Annotated in this window: 19 protein-coding genes; 12 read left to right on the top strand and 7 right to left on the bottom strand. The window is 48.1% G+C overall.

Annotated features, from left to right (window positions below; translation table 11 throughout):
- Positions 1 to 88 precede the first annotated feature (88 nt).
- From rnm to ACJ9N4_RS10540, 3 genes are all read left to right on the top strand, one after another.
- Positions 89 to 970, top strand: a complete 882-nt coding sequence (gene rnm, locus ACJ9N4_RS10550) for an RNase RNM (protein ID WP_182271658.1) — start codon at positions 89 to 91, stop codon at positions 968 to 970.
- Complete coding sequence (locus ACJ9N4_RS10545) at positions 967 to 1,587, top strand: L-threonylcarbamoyladenylate synthase (protein ID WP_003856793.1); 621 nt, start codon at positions 967 to 969, stop codon at positions 1,585 to 1,587. The genes rnm and ACJ9N4_RS10545 overlap by 4 nt, the downstream gene beginning before the upstream one ends.
- Positions 1,588 to 2,519: 932 nt before the next feature.
- Positions 2,520 to 3,218 carry an inovirus-type Gp2 protein gene (locus ACJ9N4_RS10540; protein WP_411500460.1) on the top strand — a complete coding sequence of 233 codons (699 nt, stop codon included), beginning with the start codon at positions 2,520 to 2,522 and terminating at the stop codon, positions 3,216 to 3,218.
- Between the two features lie 341 nt (positions 3,219 to 3,559).
- Here the strand turns inward: ACJ9N4_RS10540 and ACJ9N4_RS10535 are convergent, their stop codons facing one another.
- The 3 genes from ACJ9N4_RS10535 to ACJ9N4_RS10525 all read right to left on the bottom strand — a co-directional run bounded on the left by ACJ9N4_RS10535 (position 3,560) and on the right by ACJ9N4_RS10525 (position 7,162).
- Complete coding sequence (locus ACJ9N4_RS10535; protein WP_411500459.1) at positions 3,560 to 5,302, bottom strand: ATP-binding protein; 1,743 nt, start codon at positions 5,300 to 5,302, stop codon at positions 3,560 to 3,562.
- 1 nt (position 5,303) lies between these two features.
- Positions 5,304 to 6,446, bottom strand: a complete 1,143-nt coding sequence (locus tag ACJ9N4_RS10530; RefSeq protein ID WP_411500458.1) for an SIR2 family protein — start codon at positions 6,444 to 6,446, stop codon at positions 5,304 to 5,306.
- 146 nt (positions 6,447 to 6,592) lie between these two features.
- Positions 6,593 to 7,162 carry a recombinase family protein gene (locus ACJ9N4_RS10525; RefSeq protein WP_411500457.1) on the bottom strand — a complete coding sequence of 190 codons (570 nt, stop codon included), beginning with the start codon at positions 7,160 to 7,162 and terminating at the stop codon, positions 6,593 to 6,595.
- 671 nt (positions 7,163 to 7,833) lie between these two features.
- Between ACJ9N4_RS10525 and ACJ9N4_RS10520 the strand changes: the two genes are divergently transcribed.
- Positions 7,834 to 8,940 (top strand): RelA/SpoT domain-containing protein, encoded by a 1,107-nt coding sequence (locus ACJ9N4_RS10520; protein ID WP_411500456.1) that lies wholly within the window; start codon positions 7,834 to 7,836, stop codon positions 8,938 to 8,940.
- Positions 8,941 to 8,980: 40 nt separating this feature from the next.
- Here the strand turns inward: ACJ9N4_RS10520 and ACJ9N4_RS10515 are convergent, their stop codons facing one another.
- Positions 8,981 to 10,495, bottom strand: coding sequence for a tyrosine-type recombinase/integrase (locus ACJ9N4_RS10515; RefSeq protein ID WP_411500455.1), 1,515 nt, complete (start codon positions 10,493 to 10,495; stop codon positions 8,981 to 8,983).
- A 253-nt stretch (positions 10,496 to 10,748) separates the two neighbouring features.
- Between ACJ9N4_RS10515 and rluB the strand changes: the two genes are divergently transcribed.
- Positions 10,749 to 11,624: a 23S rRNA pseudouridine(2605) synthase RluB gene (gene rluB, locus ACJ9N4_RS10510; protein ID WP_182271657.1), complete on the top strand. Its 876-nt coding sequence runs from the start codon at positions 10,749 to 10,751 to the stop codon at positions 11,622 to 11,624.
- Between the two features lie 34 nt (positions 11,625 to 11,658).
- On the opposite strand, the gene cobO is transcribed toward rluB, so the two are convergent.
- Together cobO and ACJ9N4_RS10500 are read right to left on the bottom strand one after the other, a co-directional pair.
- Positions 11,659 to 12,249, bottom strand: coding sequence for a cob(I)yrinic acid a,c-diamide adenosyltransferase (gene cobO, locus ACJ9N4_RS10505; RefSeq protein ID WP_182271656.1), 591 nt, complete (start codon positions 12,247 to 12,249; stop codon positions 11,659 to 11,661).
- Entirely contained in the window at positions 12,246 to 13,007 is a 762-nt protein-coding gene (locus tag ACJ9N4_RS10500) for a YciK family oxidoreductase (RefSeq protein WP_182271655.1), read from the bottom strand. Before ACJ9N4_RS10500 ends, cobO begins: the two co-directional genes overlap by 4 nt.
- A 252-nt stretch (positions 13,008 to 13,259) precedes the next feature.
- Between ACJ9N4_RS10500 and sohB the strand changes: the two genes are divergently transcribed.
- Entirely contained in the window at positions 13,260 to 14,306 is a 1,047-nt protein-coding gene (gene sohB, locus ACJ9N4_RS10495) for a protease SohB (RefSeq protein ID WP_182271654.1), read from the top strand.
- Between the two features lie 34 nt (positions 14,307 to 14,340).
- Here sohB and ACJ9N4_RS10490 read toward each other — a convergent pair whose 3' ends face one another.
- Positions 14,341 to 14,592, bottom strand: coding sequence for a YciN family protein (locus tag ACJ9N4_RS10490; RefSeq protein ID WP_014070502.1), 252 nt, complete (start codon positions 14,590 to 14,592; stop codon positions 14,341 to 14,343).
- Positions 14,593 to 14,990: 398 nt separating this feature from the next.
- Between ACJ9N4_RS10490 and topA the strand changes: the two genes are divergently transcribed.
- From topA to acnA, 6 genes are all read left to right on the top strand, one after another.
- The gene (gene topA, locus ACJ9N4_RS10485; protein WP_182271653.1) at positions 14,991 to 17,588 is read left to right on the top strand and encodes a type I DNA topoisomerase; all 2,598 of its coding nucleotides are present in this window, start codon (positions 14,991 to 14,993) and stop codon (positions 17,586 to 17,588) included.
- A 187-nt stretch (positions 17,589 to 17,775) separates the two neighbouring features.
- On the top strand, positions 17,776 to 18,750 hold the full coding sequence (gene cysB / locus ACJ9N4_RS10480; RefSeq protein ID WP_014170373.1) for an HTH-type transcriptional regulator CysB: 975 nt from the start codon (positions 17,776 to 17,778) through the stop codon (positions 18,748 to 18,750).
- A 316-nt stretch (positions 18,751 to 19,066) separates the two neighbouring features.
- A complete protein-coding gene (locus ACJ9N4_RS10475) occupies positions 19,067 to 19,228 on the top strand; it encodes a YmiA family putative membrane protein (RefSeq protein ID WP_182271652.1) in 162 nt (53 codons plus the stop codon).
- Between the two features lie 2 nt (positions 19,229 to 19,230).
- Positions 19,231 to 19,401, top strand: coding sequence for a hypothetical protein (locus ACJ9N4_RS10470; RefSeq protein WP_182271651.1), 171 nt, complete (start codon positions 19,231 to 19,233; stop codon positions 19,399 to 19,401).
- 138 nt (positions 19,402 to 19,539) lie between these two features.
- Positions 19,540 to 19,638 (top strand): small membrane protein YmiC, encoded by a 99-nt coding sequence (gene ymiC / locus ACJ9N4_RS10465; protein ID WP_230857801.1) that lies wholly within the window; start codon positions 19,540 to 19,542, stop codon positions 19,636 to 19,638.
- Positions 19,639 to 19,802: 164 nt separating this feature from the next.
- Positions 19,803 to 22,478 carry an aconitate hydratase AcnA gene (gene acnA, locus ACJ9N4_RS10460; RefSeq protein WP_395121490.1) on the top strand — a complete coding sequence of 892 codons (2,676 nt, stop codon included), beginning with the start codon at positions 19,803 to 19,805 and terminating at the stop codon, positions 22,476 to 22,478.
- Positions 22,479 to 22,509 lie beyond the last annotated feature (31 nt).

Here is a 22,509-nt window from a genome sequence, read left to right as displayed (position 1 = left end):
GCGTATTGTCAACCCTTGATTTCAGAATTTCGCGGCAAATCGTTATCATAGAGTTTTCGGATGTTTTCAACCTGTGATGGGAAGTGCTTTGAGCGATACCACTTACGCCGTAATTTACGATTTACACAGCCACACTCAGGCTTCTGATGGTCTGCTGACGCCTGAAGCGTTAGTCCATCGTGCCGTTGAAATGCGTGTTGGCACGCTGGCGATAACCGATCACGATACGACAGATGCCATTCCGGCGGCGCGCGCTGAGATCGCCCGCAGTGGGTTAGCGCTGAATCTGATCTCCGGTGTCGAAATCTCGACCGTCTGGGAAAACCACGAAATTCATATCGTTGGCCTGAACATCGATATAGAACATCCGGCAATGTGCGCATTTTTGCAAGAACAAAAAACACGTCGTCACCAGCGCGCGGAGATGATTGGCGATCGACTGGAAAAGGCGCATATTCCGGGCGCGCTGGAGGGTGCGCAAAAACTGGCGAACGGCGGGGCGGTGACGCGTGGTCACTTTGCCCGTTTTCTGGTTGAGGCGGGCAAGGCGACGACGATGGCGGATGTCTTTAAAAAGTATCTGGCACGCGGGAAAACCGGATACGTTCCTCCACAGTGGTGTACAATAAAACAAGCTATTGATGTGATTCATCATTCTGGCGGTAAGGCCGTGCTGGCCCATCCTGGGCGGTATAATCTTTCTGCTAAATGGCTGAAAAGACTGTTGGCACACTTTGCCGAGTGCGGCGGTGAGGCGATGGAAGTCGCTCAGTGCCAGCAGGCTCCCAATGAGCGAGCACAGCTCGCGACTTACGCCCGTCAGTATGGTCTGCTTGCGTCGCAGGGGTCTGATTTCCATCAGCCTTGTGCATGGATTGAACTGGGGCGTAAGCTCTGGTTGCCCGCAGGCGTTGAACCGGTCTGGCAGCTCTGGGAACAGCCACAGCAAATTGAAGAGAGGGAAGTATGAGTCAGTTTTTCTATATCCATCCGGATAACCCGCAGCCGCGCTTGATCAATCAGGCCGTGGAGATCGTCCGTAAAGGTGGCGTTATTGTCTACCCGACCGATTCCGGCTACGCGCTGGGCTGTAAAATTGAAGATAAAGGGGCAATGGAGCGTATTTGCCGCATTCGCCAGCTGCCGGACGGACACAACTTTACCCTGATGTGCCGCGACCTTTCCGAACTGTCCACCTATGCTTATGTCGACAACGTGGCGTTCCGACTTATCAAGAACAACACGCCGGGCAACTACACGTTCATCCTGAAAGGGACGAAAGAGGTGCCGCGTCGCCTGTTACAGGAAAAGCGTAAAACTATCGGGATGCGCGTGCCGTCTAACCCGATTGCACAAGCACTACTGGAAACCCTCGGCGAGCCAATGCTTTCTACCTCGTTGATGCTACCCGGCAGTGAATTTACTGAGTCTGATCCGGAAGAGATCAAAGATCGCCTGGAGAAGGTGGTCGAGCTGATTATCCACGGCGGTTATCTCGGTCAGCAGCCAACAACCGTGGTCGACCTGACCGAAGATGCTCCGGAAGTGATTCGTGAAGGCGTGGGCGATGTTAAGCCTTTCTTGTAAAGGTGTAAGCAGATATACTACGCGGCCATCAAAGCAGGGCTGAGCCCTCTTTTGACCTGATTCGACGCCTGTGAAGGCGTACAGGGAAAAATTAATATCATTATAAATCAATGTATTGCTCTGTTAGCATAAAGGGCAATCATCGTTTTGTGTGACAGCTTTAATTGCACTCAGAATCCCATTTTTTATGCACATCGTTTTCCCCCTTGCTCCATTCAGATTTAACTTAAATGGAGATATACATATACTCGTGCATACACCGGTATCTTTGCCTAATAATCATTATTGTCTCAAAGATTATTTGAGAACAATTCTCAATTGAGAGGTTTTATGATAAAATATTATTCTTGATAAATTGACTCAAAGAGAGTGAATATTGCTTACAGGGTCCATTTTGCCTTCGTTTACCCCCCCATTAAGTGATGAGTATAACCGGATGGCTATTATCCTGAAGTCAGCAGGATTAACACTGACAACTTCACGTATAAATATTTCGCACCACCTTACTCAAACGTCTATTCCTAGCTCAGCATTAGAACTTTCAAAGCTCCTGAACATCCCGCTTTCAACAACACACCGTAATCTTTCATCCTTGGCCTATGCTGGTTTAGCCAATAACATCATTGACCGCTCAGGGATATCTCGTTGGTTTTGGTTAGTTGCGGGAAAGGTCAATTTTTGTCCATGCTGCAATCAGGAATTCACGACCTACAGTTAGAAAATCTTGCTGAACACAAAAGACAGTGGTAAGCTGATAGAGAACCTGGTTTTTTACCAGAAACTTTTCTAAGTGAAAATTTTCAATCATGCCTGTATTCCAATGCCAGAAGTGGTGTGGGTCTGCTGGGCTTTTTGTGCTTCAGTTTTCTACTGGTTTTTATTAATACCTATACACTGCATGAGGAACTATCTAACACTACTGAAGGAGGCGTATGCAGCAATCTAGCTTATCTGTAGAACAAATTGATTTACTGACATCTCACCGTGACAACGGTCATTACACCCTGATCCATTCCTCAACCTATCTTCACAATGGTTTGACCTATGAGCTTAACCATAATCCGTTAAGTAAGGGTAGCAGTCCAATACGAAAAGAAATCATCGACAGATTTATAGAACAGCTTCGCGCTATGCTGTCGCACTATAACGAACTGTATGGGTTCCGCTTTGATTTATCTGTCCCGGAAGGGATGTCTGTTAGTGAAAGTAATAAACTGATCAGCGAGTTGTTTACTCGTCTGCGAGGTCAGTTCACCGCAAAAGCCTGGAACAATCAGCCAATCAAAAAATTCGCATATGGCTGGGTTCGGGAGAAAGAAAGGGCTAAACAAGTTCATTACCACTGCTGGATAGCTTTACCATATTTCCAGGTAAACACTGCTGGCTTTGAAGACAAAGGGATTATCGGAAGAGTAAACCGTATCTGGTCAGAACTTACTAATGGGGTTTCCCGTGTCCATCTTCCCGATGATGGATATAGAATCAAAAGAGGTGATCACGATTCACTTGCTAAGATGGTCAAACGGATTTCATATCTTGCCAAGAATCGCGGTAAGTATTCTAATGGCAAAGGGCAGCAAACATTCTCTGCGTCGAGGGTAAAATTTAAGACGTCTAATACGCTGCATTAAAATCCTTCGTAGGAAGCCCCGTATCCAATTTTACTTAGCAAGTAATCCCATCGTATTACCTGTATGCCAAAAAACTCTCAGGGAGCGATACAGGCCACCTAGCAGGGAGCTCTATTCTCTGTCTCTTCTAGAAATTTATTGTTGAGTGTAATTCTCGATTTTGCTTGATAAACAATCAAAGGGCTACCGCTTTCATCAGCGTAGCCCTTTTTTGTTTTCTCAATTCTATTGGCGTTTAAAAACTCTGGGGTTCAAGAAAACTATGTTGGACTAATTGACAGTATGAAACCTATAACTATGGGTTTAAATTATTCGGAACTCTCAAATTTATGACTGATTAGTCATTTCATTTGATAGCGCCATTTCTTAACAACTAAATCGATTTGTTCCAAACTCATCGCTTGTTGTTGCCACCCTTGGTCGAAGTTGACATCGTTAGAGCGAGGTAGTTGCTCTGCTTGCAAATCACGAATCATAACTCTTGTTGGTAGTGTAGCAGCTTGGCCAACAAAAATAGCTTCTTGTCGTCGAAGGCCTGAGAGCATTTTGGTAAGACCTGACATTGAATCTGGCAACACACTTCTAACATGCTCTCGGTCAGCATCATTGGTGATTCTTAGCACAATCCATGAGTTGCATTGAGATAAAACTGTAGCTTCAACTTCACTTGGTCTTTGTGAGACTAGTAGCAAGCCAACACCATATTTTCGACCCTCTTTTGCAATCCGGCGAATAGCGGATTGTGCAGCTTCATATTGTGCATCTCCTCGATTCGGCACATATCGATGCGCTTCTTCACAGACTAACAATACTGGGCTGTTTTGACGTTCGTCTTCTGTTTGCCAAATTTTAAGTTGGAATACAATTCTCGCAATTGCCGCACTTGCAACTCCAGCAACCTCATTTGGCACACCCGAGAGGTCAACTATCTGTATGGTTGTTTTTTGAGTCAAAAATTGATTAACGATAACTGATAGAGGATCTTGCTCCCCGTCCCAGTTCTCCATCATAAATTTAAGTCGCCCATCTTTTAATAAAGAGTCGATCTTTCTAATGACTTTACTAAAATCTTCATGCTTATTTTTGTCTTTGCCTTCTGGTCTTTGAAGGTTGATGGCTCCAATTAAACCTTCAGTATACAATGCGCCATCTTTATAACCAAAGTGATCTAAACCTTCAGCATTCCCTAAAACATATGGTATTGGTGAGTCGACAGTTAATCTTCTTTTATCAAGATCGAGTTTTTCTGCTGTTTTCTCTCGTACATAAATTAAGGCATTCTTAATAATGTTAGATTGGGAAGTCGCTGCGAACTCTGTTTTGCCAATGAATAAACCTAATGATTCTTCAAGATCAAGTAACCAGTAAGGTAATTTTAAAGTCCCTTCATCTGTAGATAAGCGTTGATGATTTGGAAATGCTTTTCCGTACTCATTGTGTGGATCGAGAATGATAATCTGTGGATGCCAATGTTTGTGATCAGCAATTTCGCCACGCTCAAGAATACTATGAATTACAGCTGCAACTGTTCCTGATTTACCTGCGCCAGTTGATCCTAAAATCGCAGTGTGTTTTCCAACTAACTCATTAAGATCCGCATAACATGGAGCACCACCCGAACCAACATGTTCACCAAGTTGAATTACTGCGCCTTTAGCATCTCCATATATAAATCTAAGCTCTAACTTCGGTGTAAGATAAATAGTTTGCTGTGGTAGCGGATAAGTGGCAACACCGCGTTCAAATTCGAGTGCTAACGCTCCTTCAGACTTTAATCGCCATTCCCCTTCACCAAATAGATCGGCTTCAATTATTCTCTCATCTGAGGCAACTACAGGTATTCCTTTTTCTAATTGGTAATCTGCTTTCATACGTAAGCGACTAACCAAACCGTAGATGGAGCGTCGGCCAAAATGGATTTTAATGATTGAACCAAACTGACCTATGGGGTAGTTCTCCCCTGCAAATACTCTAGATAAATCCGAAATAGAAGCATCAAGCTCTGCAATTATGCGTGAACCATCAACTTCTATAATCTTACCTATTGCCAAATTCTCAATTGGTTTTGTGTATTTGTTATCCATGTTAAACTCCACCTTCAAGAATTTGTGTTAGGTTCTCAAATTTCCACCACTCAATGCTGTTTGGTGATGTCAAAACATGTGCTGCGTGAAAAAAACCTTTATCGGCAAATATTAATACTTGTTCATTTATGGTGCTATCTTCATGCCATTTTTTCAGCACACCGTTTGGCACTGTATCGCTAGTGAAAGCTACAAGCGTCAAATTACCTTTTGAGGATTTTAATCCCCGCTCAATTTCTAGATTAATATGAGAATCACCAAAGCTATAGCCAGCAACTAACAAAACTTTTTGGTCACCGTTTGTAGGGTTTAAAACAAACCGAGCACGTTGTAACAGATTTGCATATGGATCAAGTTGAGTTTCTCGATACTTTGTTGATGCTGGCCAAATCATGATTTTCGCGGTTTGTTTCTTATTGCGTTTAAGATGTGGGGCGATACGTAAAGGTGTAGTAGATGAAGGATGTTCGGCCCAATTTATTGAACCATGTAATTTGAATACTCGAGCATCTAAGGACTTCTTATCGAAGGTGGTTGGGGACCACCATCCAGAAACTCCCCCCTCTAAACCGTCGGCATATCTTAATTCAGACAATGCTAAAGCATCCTCGATCAGGGTGTCATAATTCATGACTAAGTAATCGACGCTTCCTGCATGGCTTTCTTTCCCTGGTCTCATCGGGCGATGAAGCGCTTTCACAAATCTCTCATGAATTTCAGAATCAACTTCGATGTTGATTACGTCAAAAATAGCCAACTTAATTTCATCAATTGCCGCTATCAATTGCTTGTGGTCATACTCTACATCACCGATTTTTACGTTACTGGAATCAATACCTCGGTTGATGCGACGTGAAGTAATAGCTAGCCAATCGACCAGTTCACTTAAATAATCTTCGATATGTGATGTAGGGTTTGCACCGGTAAATGAAGATTGAATAGAATGAAGTATTTTCTTCGAATCCATCGAAAGCTTATCGCTTTCCAATGCCTTGTTAGTCAATTGGTTAGTTAAGGGTAGCCCCGCGCAGGCACTACTACCCGCTCCTAGTAAAACAGCTTTGGAATGCGACAGTAGCTCCTCAAGTTTGTTTAAAGCACCTCTAAATTCCTTTTCCTCAAAAATAGTAGTGTCAAAAGCCATGCTCTCTCCATAAATGCTATTCGTAAACATAATCAAGAAGTAAAGACTCTGAAGCATTTTAAGTCATCTGGTTTATTTTTAACTGGTTCAGATCACACTTAACGTTTGATTTTTGTTAGAAATATTGAAGTCTGAATTGGAGCTAGTTAACTATTCCAGTGTCGTTTTACAGTGGCAATCCCCAATCCCAGCGCAGAGGCAGCCTTAGCTTGGCTTAGTCCAATAGCTTTGGACTCTTGTACACGCTTGTATGTGTCCGTTGCCACAGGACGGCCTAATTTTTTACCTTCTTTCTTCGCTCGATCCAAACCTTCTTTAGTGCGCTCAGTGATACGCGATTTTTCAAACTCAGCAAAAGCGGAGAACATTTGCAGCATCAGTTTTCCTTCTGCACTGGCAAGGTTACTCACAGGGAGATCTAAAGAAACAACATCAACTCCTTTGTCTAACAGCATTGAGATTGTTTGTTGCACATCGATGTTGTCACGTCCTAAGCGATCCAACTTGAGTACAACTAACTTATCCCCGGCTTCCAGTTTATGGTTAACGAGCTCGGAGAAGGCTTTACGCTTCATTGCCTGTACCCCACCGGAAACAACTTCCGACACTACGCGGCTATCGAGTACATCATAACCCGCCTGACGGATCGCCATGATTTGGTTTTCGGTCGTTTGCTCGCTGGTGGACACACGGCAGTATGCAAAAGTGCGGCTCATAACATCCTCTCAAGTGGTATCAATTAACGGTATCATAATTAATCATTGGTATCTTTATGTCAATAGGGTAATTTTTTGATACCAGTTTGAAGGGGGATAGATTGGTATCGTAAAATGTACGATTGTTGATACCAAGTGATTTGCACCATGAACCAAGCCAGTGATATTTGACAAACATGATCAAGACCCACCCCCGGCCCTGTTAGTGGTGCCTGGCTGCAATATCCAAACTCCCAGATATTTTCCCACCCAACTGGAAGGAATCCGCCCCAATTTTCTGTTCGTGTATAAGTTAGGCTGAGGGAGGCTTGCCAGTGTACACCCCTGGATTTGGTGATATGTTAAGTTATTGATTTTGATCGATTTTAGATCAATCATCCGTTGCCGGGATTACCCCCACTCAGACGGATGGCTCGCAATGAATAACGATAAGTCAAACCACCCTAAACACTTCCAATACTTGGGCCGCATGGTCACTGTTTACCCTACATACATCATTATTGACGGTATCAAGATCAGCCGATCCCGCCTGTCTTTCGCTTTTCAGTTGGAGTTAGCGAAAGCGCTTAAAATTTATGAAGAAAATCAGAAGTGAGTGGCATAAATGACTTGAGTTTTCATCCAGTATGCATTCTCATGCGTACACACACTGCAATAAAACCTATGGAGAGATGTCGAAAATGGGGAATGAAGTTTACGAGAGTCAAAAGTGTATCTTAAAATTTTCAAAAACCCTTATTGATAAATCAGCTCAAAATATCCGACACGGTTGTGATGGTGAAGAGAAAGAACTTGCAATTGCAATGATTCAAAATTTCCGTGAATTGCATCTTTATCCGTTGATGCTAATGAAAAACCATCTTGCCCGAACGGCAGTCAAGGTTGATAGGAAAACAATTGTAGCAAGACGATTAAAACGGCTTTCTACAATCATCGACAAATTAGAGCGACCAAGTTTAGATAATGGAAAAACACAAAATGCTATAAGGGTTACTCGGATGCAAGATATCGGTGGTTGCCGTGCTATCGTTAAAAATCTTGAGCAACTAAAAGCATTAAGAGAAAAATTGTTAAAAAGCCGCTCCGTACATAAAATCATTAAAGAATCCGACTATTTAACACCGAAGGAAAGCGGTTATGGGGGTATCCATTTAGTATATAGCTGCTTTGATGGTCTTGATGATAAATTTCCCTGGAAAAAAACTAAGATAGAGGTTCAATTACGAACAGAGCTTCAGCACGCATGGGCAACAAGTCTTGAAATAATAGATACATTAGAAGATATAAAATTAAAAACTTCGAGTGAAGGGCATGATGATTGGCGGCGCTTCTTCTATCTCACAGGTTGTTTGGTCGCGCATGATGAAAGAGCTTGCCCTTTAAAACCTGAAACTGTATCTGTATATGAAGATGAACTAAAAGTCCTTGAGGAAACTTTAGCAGTTAGGCGCAAGCTTGGAACATACGCCTTAGCAATAAATATGACTATCCATGACAAGATAAAAGCAAGGCTACCCAGAAATCATAAAGGACATTATTTAGTTACAATGCGTGTCGTAGACCTTGAGCAAAGAAAGATGGCTGTAAGTGTTAAAGCCTATCGAGTAAGCGAAGCAGATGCTGCGCTGGCCGCGCTAAAAGAAAGTGATTCAGATCCAAACATACATATTGCGGTTTTGCTTGCAACTGATAACGTGAAATCTCTGAAAAAAGCATATCCTAACTTCTTTGGATCGACGAATCAGTTTACTCGTTTCTTGAATCGACATATAAAATAATTTATTCATGCAGAGTGTATACACTCTGCATCGATTATTTTCAAAGTGCATCAACCACAGGGATAAGATCTTTCAAGTCTGGGGTGTGCGTATACCTGGCTGTGATACCTAATGACTGCGTTCTGCTGTGACCCACGACAAACTGCACCAGTGAGGAGTTTCCAACGGATGCTATAGCATTGCTTATAAATGTATGCCGCAATGAATGCACGCGCCGTTTTAATCCAAACTCATTGTAATCAGGTATATCTAGGACTCTTAGCAACTCCACCCAATCATATGTGATTGTTGTATAGTTCGGAAGATTACCAAATACATGCTCGGAATCCTTAATGTTTTTTATACAAGACAAAAGCCCTGCCTCTATGACCTTATGGATTGGAACCTGTCGCCGGGCGTGTTCGGTTTTCCCACCTTCAATAAAGATATACCCGCGCTCGGTCTCCTCATCTTTCCGTATGTGGTGCTTAAGGATATCCGCTATTTCACCACGTCTAGCACCTGTATAAATCAGGGTCAGGAAGTACCATTTACGATAATCACTGTCTGGTAGTGCGAAGAGATGCTCTTTGATTCGACTCAGTTCACTGGCTGTGTAGCTCCCACCTCGGTTAGGCTTCACCTCGTAGGTGATCCCATCGGTTGGAGACTTGGTAAGAATATCTTTCTGATCGACTAGATATGTTTTGAACAAGGAACGCCAAAGCTTTAAATGTTTGTGGACATGCTCACTGGCGATCAAATCATCCTCAGGGACATCGTAATCAATGCACTCGGCAAGACTCATTCTGGAGTAGGGTAGTTTAGTTCGAGTAGGCAGATTCTCTGCCACCTTGAGAGAATCCCTTATATGCTGTTTCTTAACGCTATCAACAGGGATATCACCCACAACATGATAGAGGACATCAAAGAAACGCTGATTCTCATTTGCTGTTTGCTTGCGCCACTTTTGACCCTTATCGTTTATATAGACATTCCACGCTTCCAACAATCTTGGGATGTGTGCTGGTTCAGTCTCTGCAATTTTCGCAGTATTTTGCTGCACTGGTGCGGGGATAACTGCCGGAGCTGCATTTTGTAAAGCTGATCCCATCGAATCAATGATCTGCTGGTATCGTGTCAAATCACCAGAATAGAATGCTTCATAAGCCTGTGACATAAGGGCCTGATTCATATCTATCTGGCTGGCGATATGATGAACCTGATCAAGGTCGGATTCATTGACATCTAACTTTTTCATTTTCAGCGCTGCGACCATCATTTGGGCCGTCATATCTTCGCCACTGTACATCTTGCCCAAATAGTGGTTTGCGTAGCCTCGCGCTTCGTTTGCTGTATCTGGCGGGGATACAGGATCACCAGTGATTTCTTTATGATACCGTCCTAACTCTGGCAATCGTTTAGCCTCTTCGAGACCACCCCTAAGCCAGTTCAGTAGGTACTCGTCGAAATCCTTTTTTGTGGCGTTCCGGTAACCCTGCATTTTTTGTTTGAACTCTTCGAGGCTCATCGTTCCATTCTGCACAAGGGGAATGAAAGGACGGATCTGATTCATGATCACTTCCGCTTGCTTTCGGCTATCAGTACCGAGACTTAAGCGCAGAAAACTTGTTGAATCATTTAGTCTAAAGTTAGTGTAGTATGTGCGCCCACGAATCATTGTGTGTGACAGCTTGTGTGACATATTGTTTGCCATGCTGTGTACCATGAAATAGTTACATATCAGTGAGTTAAGTTGTTATTGATGCTAACTCGTTGTTTTTGAAAGTATACCAGACGCCTGTGAAGGCGACACCTGAGGAAGCTCAATGAGCGAGAAGTTACAGAAAGTGCTGGCGCGCGCCGGCCACGGCTCACGTCGTGAAATCGAAGCCATTATTGAAGCAGGTCGCGTGAGTGTGGACGGTAAAATCGCCACGCTGGGTGACCGCGTAGAAATCGTACCGGGGTTGAAGATCCGTATCGACGGTCATCTAATCTCGGTCAAAGAGTCCGCTGAACAGATCTGCCGTGTGCTGGCTTACTACAAGCCGGAAGGCGAGTTGTGTACCCGTAATGACCCGGAAGGTCGTCCGACAGTGTTTGACCGTCTGCCTAAGCTGCGCGGTGCTCGCTGGATTGCCGTCGGTCGTCTTGACGTAAACACCTGCGGTCTACTGCTGTTTACCACCGATGGTGAACTGGCAAACCGTCTGATGCACCCAAGCCGTGAAGTTGAACGTGAATACGCCGTGCGTGTATTCGGCCAGGTTGATGAAAATAAACTGCGCGACCTGTCGCGTGGCGTTCAGCTGGAAGACGGCCCTGCGGCGTTCAAAACCATCAAATTTACCGGTGGTGAAGGCATTAACCAGTGGTACAACGTGACCCTGACAGAAGGCCGTAATCGCGAGGTTCGTCGTCTGTGGGAAGCGGTTGGCGTGCAGGTTAGCCGCCTGATCCGCGTACGTTATGGCGACATTCTGCTGCCAAAAGGTCTGCCGCGTGGCGGCTATACCGAACTGGACCTCACCCAGACCAACTACCTGCGAGAGCTGGTTGAACTGACGGCGGAAACCACCTCTAAAGTGGCGGTGGAGAAAGATCGTCGTCGAATGAAGGCGAATCAGATCCGTCGTGCGGTGAAACGCCACAGCCAGGTGAGCAGCAATCGCCGTTCTGGCAGCCGTAACAACAACGGTTAAGCATAAAAGCCCGGTTAAGTAACCGGGCTTTTTTTTAGTAATCAATGCCAGCTTGCGCTTTGATTCCTGCATCGAACGCATGTTTAACCGGACGCAATTCGCTGACGGTATCCGCTAACTCCAGAATATCCCGATGACATCCGCGCCCTGTGACGATTACCGTCTGATGCGCAGGACGGTTCTTCAGCGCGTCCAGTACGGCCTCCAGCGGCAGATAGTCATAGGCCACCATATAGGTTATTTCATCCAGCAACACCATGTTAAGTGCGGGGTCGGCCAGCATTCTTTTGGCGTGCTCCCAGACGGCGAGGCAGGCAGCGGTGTCGGTCTCCCGGTTCTGGGTATCCCACGTAAACCCGGTCGCCATCACCTGAAATTCAACGCCATGCGGTTCCAGTAAGTTACGCTCACCGTTGGGCCATTCGCCTTTAATAAACTGGATCACCCCCACTTTTTGTCCGTGCCCGACGGCGCGTGTGGCAGTGCCAAACGCGGCGGTAGTTTTGCCTTTGCCGTTGCCGGTAAAGACGATGATGATCCCACGCTCGTCCTGGGCGGCAGCGACGCGGGCATCGACCTGTTCTTTCAGGCGCTGTTGGCGTTGCTGATGACGTTCTTCACTCATTGCGAAATCCCCGGTTTACGGCCTGGCTGGGCATCAAAGGTCATCCCTGTTTTGCGGCGGCTGTCGTCACCCATCAGCCAGAGATAGAGCGGCATAATATCTGCCGGGGTCTTCAGTTTCTGCGGATCTTCCGTGGGGAAGGCGTTAGCCCGCATCTTCGTTCGTGTTCCACCCGGGTTAATGCAGTTTACGCGCAGATGACGGCTCTGATACTCCTCCGCCAGCACCTGCATCATCCCTTCAGTGGCAAATTTTGAGACAGCATAAGCCCCCCAGTTTGCGCGTCCCTCGCGCCCGACGCTGGAGGAGGTGAAGACCAGTGAGCCGGATTCGGAACGGAGTAATAAAGGAAGCAATGCCTGGGTCAGGAAAAATGTGCCGTTGATGTTGACCTGCATCACCTGCTGCCATATATCAGGATCTTGTTCATCCATTGGGCGTACCTCTCCCAACAGACCGGCGTTGTGCAGCACCCCGTCCAGACGTGGATAGTGTGCGCTGATACGTTGCGCCAGTTCCTGACACGTTGCTGGCGTACAGGTCAGTAAATCGAGCGTGTACCAGCGGGCAGGAATGCCACCTGCAGCGGTAATGTCTTGCGCTACACCTTTTAGTTTTTCTTCGTTACGGCCAATCAGAATGACGCTCGCGCCATACTCAGCGTACGTCAGGGCAGCCTCGCGACCAATACCGTCACTGGCACCAGTGACAAGAATGATCCGGTTCTGCAGCAGATTTTTTTGCGGTTGATAATGCACGGTGACTCCTCTGGCGCACTGAGCGGCGATTGCGCCTTCTTTTATGACTTTTCGGCTTTATGCCCGAATTAGCATGAGAATTCAATCAGTCTACAGGACGCATTACTGTGAAATTAACAATTTGCAAATATTTAAACCAGAATCAGGGGATTCCTGAAGGCGGCTCGCAGAGGTAATGTCACGAGCGAGACGCATGAGCAGGGCTGTTGTACACTGCCGTGAAAGAATCGTGGTTAAATCAAGGTGAAACGCGTGGAATTACTTTCTCAATATGGGCTGTTTTTGGCAAAAATCGTGACGGTGGTGATTGCCATCGCGGCGATCGCCGCTCTGATTGTCAACCTGACACAGCGCAAGCGTCAGCGTGGTGAGTTACGCATTACTCGCCTGAGCGAACAATATAAAGAGATGCAGGAAGATATGTCACTGGCGTTGCTCGACAGCCATCAGCAGAAATTGTGGCATAAGGTGCAGAAGAAAAAGCACAAACAGGAAGCTAAAGTCGCTAAGGCGAAAGCAAAGCTTAACGCCCCGCAGGGCGAGGCAAAACCCCGCGTTTATGTGCTCGACTTTAAAGGCAGTATGGATGCACATGAAGTGTCATCCCTGCGCGAAGAAGTCACGGCCGTGCTTGCCGTGGCCAAACCTCAGGATCAGGTGGTTGTGCGTCTTGAAAGCCCTGGTGGTGTGGTTCACGGCTACGGGCTGGCGGCCTCGCAACTCCAGCGCCTGCGTGAAAAACAGATCCCGCTGACCATTGCGGTGGATAAAGTTGCGGCGAGCGGTGGCTATATGATGGCCTGTGTGGCGGACAAAATTGTGGCGGCACCGTTCTCCATTATTGGCTCCATCGGCGTCGTCGCGCAAATTCCGAACTTCAACCGCTTCCTGAAGAGTAAGGAAATTGACATTGAGCTGCACACGGCGGGTCAGTACAAGCGCACTCTGACGCTGCTGGGTGAAAATACGGAAGAGGGGCGTCAAAAATTCCGCGAAGACCTTAACGAAACACACCATCTCTTTAAAGATTTTGTGCACCAGATGCGTCCGGCGCTCGATATTGAGCAGGTAGCAACGGGTGAACACTGGTACGGCACTCAGGCGCAGGAGAAAGGGCTGGTGGATGAGGTTGGCACCAGTGACGATCTGCTGCTGAACCTGATGGAAGGCCGTGAGCTTATTGGTGTACGCTTTACCCAGCGTAAACGACTGCTTGACCGCTTTACCAATAGCGCGGCAGAGAGCGCGGATCGCCTTCTGTTACGCTGGTTGCAACGCGGACAAAAACCGCTGCTGTAAACAAAAACGCGAGGCATTTGCCTCGCGTTTTGCATTAATCGACCAGGTGATACTTCTCTGAAAGCGTATGTGCCAGGTATTTAAACATGTTAAACACGGCGGTGCTTTTCGGGGTAGGCAAACCCTGTTCATCAAGGAAGTATTCGCCGCTGAAAACCAGCACGCCATTACGTTGTTCCACGCCAGTGGCTTCAATGCCCGCCAGGGTGTCCTCATGGTTGCGAATCAGTTTGTTTGCTTCGATAAGCAGAGAGGCTCGGTCAATCGGTTGGGTCGTATTCTGCATAATCCACTCCTTAAACAGTGACGATAGTCTACGCCGAGGGCGCTTTGGGGGCAAATTTTCCCTGTAATGTGAGGGGGTAAGGAGCAGGGGCCAGGCTGGCAGGATTTGCTTTTGCATGCTAATAAAGTTGCGTAACGAATTTTATCAGGTACAGTGTGCGCTTTCGTCATTCTGGCAACAGAATTGCTTGACATTCGACCGGGAATTCGTCACGAATTATATTTGCTGTAAAAAAATACCCGATAACTCAATCACCTGGGCGTTAATTGTGTGACGTCTGGTAAGACAAAGGGGTTGATATCCCCTGGCACAGCCGCTATATCAATGGCTCGTCGTCAGCGGAAGGGAAATCAACATGCGGCGTATTCCTGGAAGAATTAAATTAGGTAAAGGTGAACATGGGTAAAGCTCTCGTCATCGTTGAGTCCCCGGCAAAAGCCAAAACGATCAATAAGTATCTGGGTAATGACTACGTGGTTAAGTCCAGCGTGGGTCATATCCGCGATTTGCCGACCAGTGGCTCAGCCAGCAAAAAGAGCGCAGACTCTACCTCCACCAAAGGGGCTAAAAAGCCTAAAAAGGATGAACGTAGCGCGCTTGTCAACCGCATGGGTGTAAACCCGTGGCATGACTGGGATGCACAATATGAAGTGCTGCCAGGGAAAGAAAAAGTCGTTAACGAGCTGAAACAGCTTGCTGAAAAAGCAGACCATATCTATCTCGCAACCGACCTTGACCGCGAAGGGGAAGCCATTGCATGGCACCTGCGGGAAGTGATCGGGGGTGACGACAAACGCTACAGCCGCGTAGTGTTTAACGAAATTACGAAGAATGCAATTCGTCAGGCATTTGAGAAGCCAGGTGAACTGAATATTGACCGTGTAAACGCACAGCAGGCACGTCGCTTTATGGACCGTGTTGTGGGTTATATGGTTTCTCCACTGCTGTGGAAAAAGATTGCCCGTGGCTTGTCTGCCGGGCGTGTGCAGTCTGTTGCCGTACGCCTTGTGGTTGAGCGTGAGCGTGAAATTAAAGCATTTGTCCCGGAAGAGTTCTGGGAAGTGGATGCCAATGTCACCACGCCGGGCGGCGATGCTTTACCGCTGCAGGTAAGCCATCAGAACGACAAGCCTTTCCGTCCTGAAAACCGCGACCAGACGATGGCCGCAGTGGCGTTGCTGGAAAAAGCGCGTTATCAGGTACTGGAGCGTGAAGACAAACCGACCAGCAGCAAACCTGGCGCACCGTTTATTACCTCTACGCTGCAACAGGCGGCAAGCACGCGTCTGGGTTATGGCGTGAAGAAAACCATGATGATGGCGCAGCGCTTGTATGAAGCGGGTTACATCACCTATATGCGTACTGACTCCACAAACCTGAGCCAGGACGCGGTCAACATGGTGCGCGGTTATATCAGCGATAATTTCGGTAAGAAATACCTGCCGGAAAACGCAAATCAGTTCGCCAGTAAAGAGAACTCTCAGGAAGCGCACGAAGCGATTCGTCCTTCTGACGTTTCCGTACTGGCTGAATCACTGAAGGATATGGAAGCCGACGCGCAGAAACTGTACCAGCTGATCTGGCGTCAGTTTGTGGCGTGCCAGATGACGCCTGCGCAGTATGACTCCACCACCCTGACCGTTGGCGCGGGGGATTTCCGCCTGAAAGCGCGTGGCCGTATTCTGCGTTTCGACGGCTGGACGAAAGTTATGCCTGCGCTGCGTAAAGGCGACGAAGACAGAACGCTGCCTGCGGTAAACAAAGGTGATGAACTGTCTCTGGTTGACCTGATCCCGGCACAGCACTTCACCAAACCACCTGCGCGCTTCAGCGAAGCATCACTGGTTAAAGAGCTGGAAAAACGCGGTATTGGCCGTCCATCTACCTATGCGTCGATTATTTCGACCATTCAGGATCGTGGTTACGTCCGGGTTGAAAACCGTCGTTTCTATGCTGAAAAAATGGGTGAAATCGTCACCGACCGTCTGGAAGCGAACTTCCGTGAGTTGATGAACTACGATTTCACCGCGCAAATGGAAGACAGCCTCGACCAGGTTGCCAGCCACCAGGCGGAATGGAAAAAGGTACTCGACAGCTTCTTCAGCGACTTTACCAATCAGCTTGATAAAGCTGAGAAAGATCCTGAAGAGGGTGGAATGCTGCCAAACCAGATGGTATTGACCAGCATCGATTGCCCAACCTGTGGCCGTAAGATGGGGATCCGTACCGCAACAACGGGGGTATTCCTGGGCTGCTCCGGCTATGCACTTTCACCGAAAGAGCGTTGCAAAACCACCATTAACCTGGTACCCGAGAACGAAGTTCTTAACGTGCTGGAAGGCGACGATGCGGAAACCAACGCGCTGCGCGCCAAGCGTCGCTGCCAGAAATGTGGCACGGCAATGGACAGCTACCTGATCGATCCAAAACGTAAATTGCACGTATGTGGTAATAACCCGACGTGTGATGGATATGAGATTGAAGAGGGCGAGTTCCGCATTAAAGGCTATGACGGCCCGATTGTTGAGTGCGAGAAGTGTGGTTCCGAAATGCACCTGAAAATGGGGCGGTTCGGTAAATACATGGCGTGTACCAACGACGAGTGTAAGAACACGCGTAAGATCCTGCGTAATGGCGAAGTTGCTCCGCCGAAGGAAGATCCGGTTCCGTTGCCAGAGCTGCCGTGCGAGAAGTCAGACGCGTATTTCGTATTGCGTGATGGCGCTGCCGGGGTCTTCCTCGCCGCTAACACCTTCCCGAAATCGCGTGAAACCCGCGCACCGCTGGTCGAGGAGCTGCATCGCTTCCGCGATCGCCTGCCGGAGAAACTGCGTTATCTGGCCGATGCGCCACAGCAGGATCCTGAAGGTAATAAGACCGTTGTGCGTTTTAGCCGTAAAACGAAGCAGCAGTATGTCGCTGCGGAGAAAGAGGGCAAGGCGACCGGCTGGTCAGCGTTCTTTGTTGACGGTAAATGGGTGGAAGGTAAAAAATAACCTTCACTTACCGTAACTTACCTGTAAAAGGGCCGGACTTCCGGCCCTTTTTTATTACGTTGTTATTATTTTTGGTTCCGTACTATACAGTCAGGCTATAAATGATATAGTGGTTATAGTTAACCCATTTCTTATTATCAAATCGTCTTAAGCGATTGACCGCATGCGCTAAATCGGATGGTCTGGCATGAAACTACAGCAGCTTCGTTATATCGTTGAGGTGGTGAATCACAACCTTAACGTCTCTTCTACCGCCGAGGGGCTTTATACCTCGCAGCCCGGCATCAGCAAGCAGGTTCGCATGCTGGAGGACGAGTTAGGTATTCAGATTTTTGCCCGTAGCGGTAAGCACCTCACGCAGGTGACTCCGGCAGGGCAGGAAATTATTCGGATCGCACGGGAAGTCCTTTCCAAAGTTGATGCGATTAAGTCTGTTGCGGGCGAACATACCTGGCCGGATAAAGGTTCTCTGTATATTGCCACTACCCATACTCAGGCCCGTTATGCGCTACCTGGTGTGATTAAGGGCTTTATTGAGCGTTATCCGCGCGTGTCGTTGCATATGCATCAGGGGTCTCCGACGCAAATCGCAGAAGCTGTTTCAAAGGGCAATGCGGATTTCGCCATCGCGACAGAAGCGCTCCACCTGTATGACGATCTGGTTATGCTGCCGTGCTACCACTGGAACCGTTCTATTGTGGTGACGCCCGATCACCCGCTGGCGGGTAAAGGGGCGGTCACTATTGAAGAGCTGGCGCAATATCCGTTAGTCACCTATACCTTCGGTTTTACCGGACGCTCTGAGCTTGATACGGCATTTAATCGGGCAGGGTTAACGCCGCGTATCGTCTTTACCGCAACGGATGCTGACGTCATTAAGACATATGTGCGGCTTGGGTTGGGCGTGGGCGTTATTGCCAGCATGGCGGTTGATCCTGTCTCTGATCCGGACCTGGTGCGTCTTGATGCGCATGATATTTTCAGCCATAGCACCACCAAGATTGGTTTCCGCCGCAGCACGTTCCTGCGTAGCTATATGTATGATTTTATTCAGCGCTTTGCACCGCATTTAACGCGTGACGTGGTCGATACGGCCGTGGCATTGCGTTCCAATGAAGATATCGAAGAAATGTTTAAAGACATTAAGCTTCCGGCTAAATAATCACTCCCGGTATCTTTCCCCCACGCAAAGATACCGAAATAACTTTTTAATGCTAATCAGAATTATCATCATCTGTAACCCACTGCCATATAATGTCATAACCCATTTTATTTTTAAGGTTATACTGTCGCAAATTTGCGACAAAAGTAGAAAGTAAATTGGGGGTTCGCAAATAATTCTTTTCAATTATTTATTTCTGGTCAAAAGATTGAATATTTCCTCCGATCGGATACGTAAATTCACTGGCTTTTCGGCTAAAGTTTCTTTAGGATTTATCTCAACAGATGATTACTTATACCAATTATTTGGTCTCTAAATGATAAGCGATGTCGATTGTATGAGGTCAGCACCATCTTCAGAAAGTAAAGGGCCGCAAAGGGATCCTGCGCTCAAGCGTAAAGCCTGGCTGGCGACTTTCCTTCTCTCTGCCCTGTTTTGGGTGGTGGTTGCTCTCATGGCCTGGAAATATTGGGGTTGAATATGGCAGTGACTGTACGTGCAGAAACGGTAAAGCAAATGCGTCAGCATCGTGACAATGGTCGCAAAACTCGCAAGACACCTGCGACCACTGTACCCGAGTCCTGGACACTGACGCCGCAGCAGCAAGCCTTTATTGATGTGTTCGCGGAAGACGAGCCCAAAAAACAATAATTTAGTTTATTGCGTAACGATGCAAATAGTTTGAATAATGTCTCTGTGCTTTTGTACTCTTTAATAAATACACATCAGCAATATAGAACTGAGGGCAGACCTCAGAACCTTTAATAAATAAAGTCTGGTGTCCCTGCGATGAATAACATGACAACGCTCAAATACTGGTCGTGGATCGGTGTGTTCTCAGTGTCGATTCTCTTCTGGTGTCAGCTTCTCTGGCTGGCCTTCCACTAAATTGTAAAACCTCGCTACGGCGGGGTTTTTTGTTTTATACCCACTTTGAGCCACTCCAAAATTTGTCCATTTGGGTTGTTATCAAAACGTTACGACATCTTTGTGTTATCTTTAATTACGGCCCTGATGATTGTCAGGGTATCCCTGTAATTATGGAGGAGCTTATGTCGTTAACCCTACGCGAAGCCAGTAAGGACACGTTGCAGGCCGAAAATAAAACCTGGCACTACTATAGCCTGTCGCGGGCAGCCCAAACGCTTGGAGACATTTCGCGTTTACCCAAGTCTTTGAAAGTTCTGCTGGAAAACCTCTTACGCTGGCAGGATGGTGACTCCGTCACCGCCGAGGATATTCACGCTCTGGCAGGGTGGCTAAAGGATGCTCATGCTGACAGAGAAATTGCCTATCGCCCGGCAAGGGTATTGATGCAGGACTTTACCGGTGTTCCTGCCGTTGTTGATTTAGCCGCGATGCGTGAAGCGGTTAAGCGCCTGGGCGGCGATACGGCGAAAGTTAACCCGCTATCCCCCGTTGATCTCGTGATTGACCACTCCGTGACTGTGGATCGCTTTGGCGACGACGATGCTTTTGATGAGAACGTTCGCCTGGAGATGGAACGTAACCACGAGCGCTACGTCTTCCTCAAGTGGGGGCAACAGGCATTCAGCCGTTTCCGCGTTGTTCCACCTGGCACCGGGATTTGTCATCAGGTGAACCTCGAATATCTGGGCAAAGCCGTCTGGAGTGAGCTGCAGGATAAAGAGTGGGTAGCCTATCCTGATACGCTGGTAGGCACTGATTCACATACCACCATGATCAACGGCCTGGGCGTTTTAGGCTGGGGCGTCGGAGGAATTGAGGCCGAAGCGGCGATGCTGGGGCAACCGGTATCGATGCTCATTCCCGATGTGGTGGGCTTTAAGCTCACAGGCAAACTCTCTGAAGGGATCACCGCAACCGATCTGGTGCTGACCGTGACCCAGATGCTGCGCCAGCACGGCGTCGTGGGTAAGTTCGTTGAATTCTATGGCGACGGACTTGATTCGCTCCCGCTGGCGGATCGGGCCACCATCGCGAATATGTCGCCGGAATACGGTGCAACCTGCGGCTTTTTCCCGATTGATGGCGTAACGCTGGAGTACCTGCGCCTGAGTGGCCGCAGTGAAGAACAGGTGGCACTGGTAGAGGCTTACACCAAAGCGCAGGGTATGTGGCGCAATCCTGGCGATGAACCGGTATTCACCAGCACCCTTGAGCTGGACATGGGGACGGTAGAGGCAAGTCTGGCCGGGCCAAAACGTCCGCAGGATCGCGTTGCGTTGAACAATGTGCCGAATGCATTTGCGGCCAGTAACGAACTGGAAGTGAACGCCGCGCAAAAAGACCACCGTCCGGTCGACTATGTCATGAACGGACATCAGTACCAGCTCCCTGAAGGAGCCGTTGTGATTGCGGCCATTACCTCCTGTACCAACACGTCGAACCCCAGCGTACTCATGGCCGCCGGGTTGCTGGCAAAAAAAGCGGTGGAGCTGGGGCTGAAACCACAGCCGTGGGTCAAAGCCTCTCTGGCTCCGGGGTCGAAAGTGGTGTCCGATTACCTGGCGAAGGCCAAACTCACGCCATATCTCGATGAGCTGGGGTTTAACCTGGTCGGGTACGGTTGTACCACCTGCATCGGTAACTCTGGCCCGCTACCAGAACCCATTGAAGCGGCAATTAAGCAAGGTGATCTCACCGTCGGTGCCGTGCTTTCCGGAAACCGAAATTTTGAAGGACGTATCCATCCGCTGGTGAAAACCAACTGGCTGGCGTCGCCACCGCTGGTTGTGGCCTACGCTCTGGCCGGGAACATGAATATCAACCTGGTGACCGATCCGATTGGTCACGACCGCAATAATGACCCCGTCTATCTCAAGGATATCTGGCCGTCTTCCCGGGAGATCGCCCGCGCCGTTGAGCAGGTATCTACCGCGATGTTCCATAAAGAGTACGCAGAGGTGTTTGAAGGTACGCCGGAGTGGAAAGTCATTAACGTGGCCGGTTCCGATACCTACGACTGGCAGGACGATTCAACCTATATCCGCCTGTCGCCGTTCTTTGATGAAATGCAGGTGCAGCCTGAGCCTCTTAAGGATATTCACGGTGCGCGCATTCTGGCGATGCTGGGGGATTCCGTCACCACGGATCATATTTCACCGGCGGGGAGTATCAAAGCCGACAGTCCGGCAGGCCGCTACCTGCAAAGCCATGGCGTGGAACGGCGGGACTTTAACTCCTACGGTTCACGCCGTGGTAACCACGAAGTGATGATGCGCGGGACGTTTGCCAATATCCGTATCCGTAACGAAATGGTACCGGGGGTGGAAGGTGGTATGACGCGTCATTTACCGGGGACGGAGGTCGTTGCGATTTACGATGCTGCAGTCAGGTATCAACAGGAAGGCACGCCGCTGGCCGTCATCGCCGGGAAGGAGTACGGTTCAGGCTCCAGCCGTGACTGGGCTGCGAAAGGACCCCGGTTGTTGGGGGTACGGGTGGTTATTGCTGAATCTTTTGAACGTATTCACCGTTCAAACCTGATCGGGATGGGGATCCTGCCGCTTGAGTTCCCGCAGGGTGTCAGCCGTAAAACACTGGGGCTGACCGGAGAAGAACAGATTGATATTAGCGGTCTGCAGAACCTGCAGCCAGGTAAAACGGTTCCTGTGACGCTCACGCGCGTCGGGGGGAAAACGGAGGTGCTGGAGTGTCGGTGCCGCATCGATACGGCAACAGAGCTGACCTATTACCAGAATGACGGCATTTTACATTATGTGATTCGTAACATGCTGAATTAACAGGATATGCCCGGCGCGCAACGGCGTGGCC

Origin of the sequence: Enterobacter sp. LM3 (genome assembly GCF_046622475.1) — a bacterium.
Lineage (GTDB): Bacteria > Pseudomonadota > Gammaproteobacteria > Enterobacterales > Enterobacteriaceae > Enterobacter > Enterobacter cloacae_P.
This window is presented reverse-complemented; position numbering and strand designations above follow the sequence as displayed.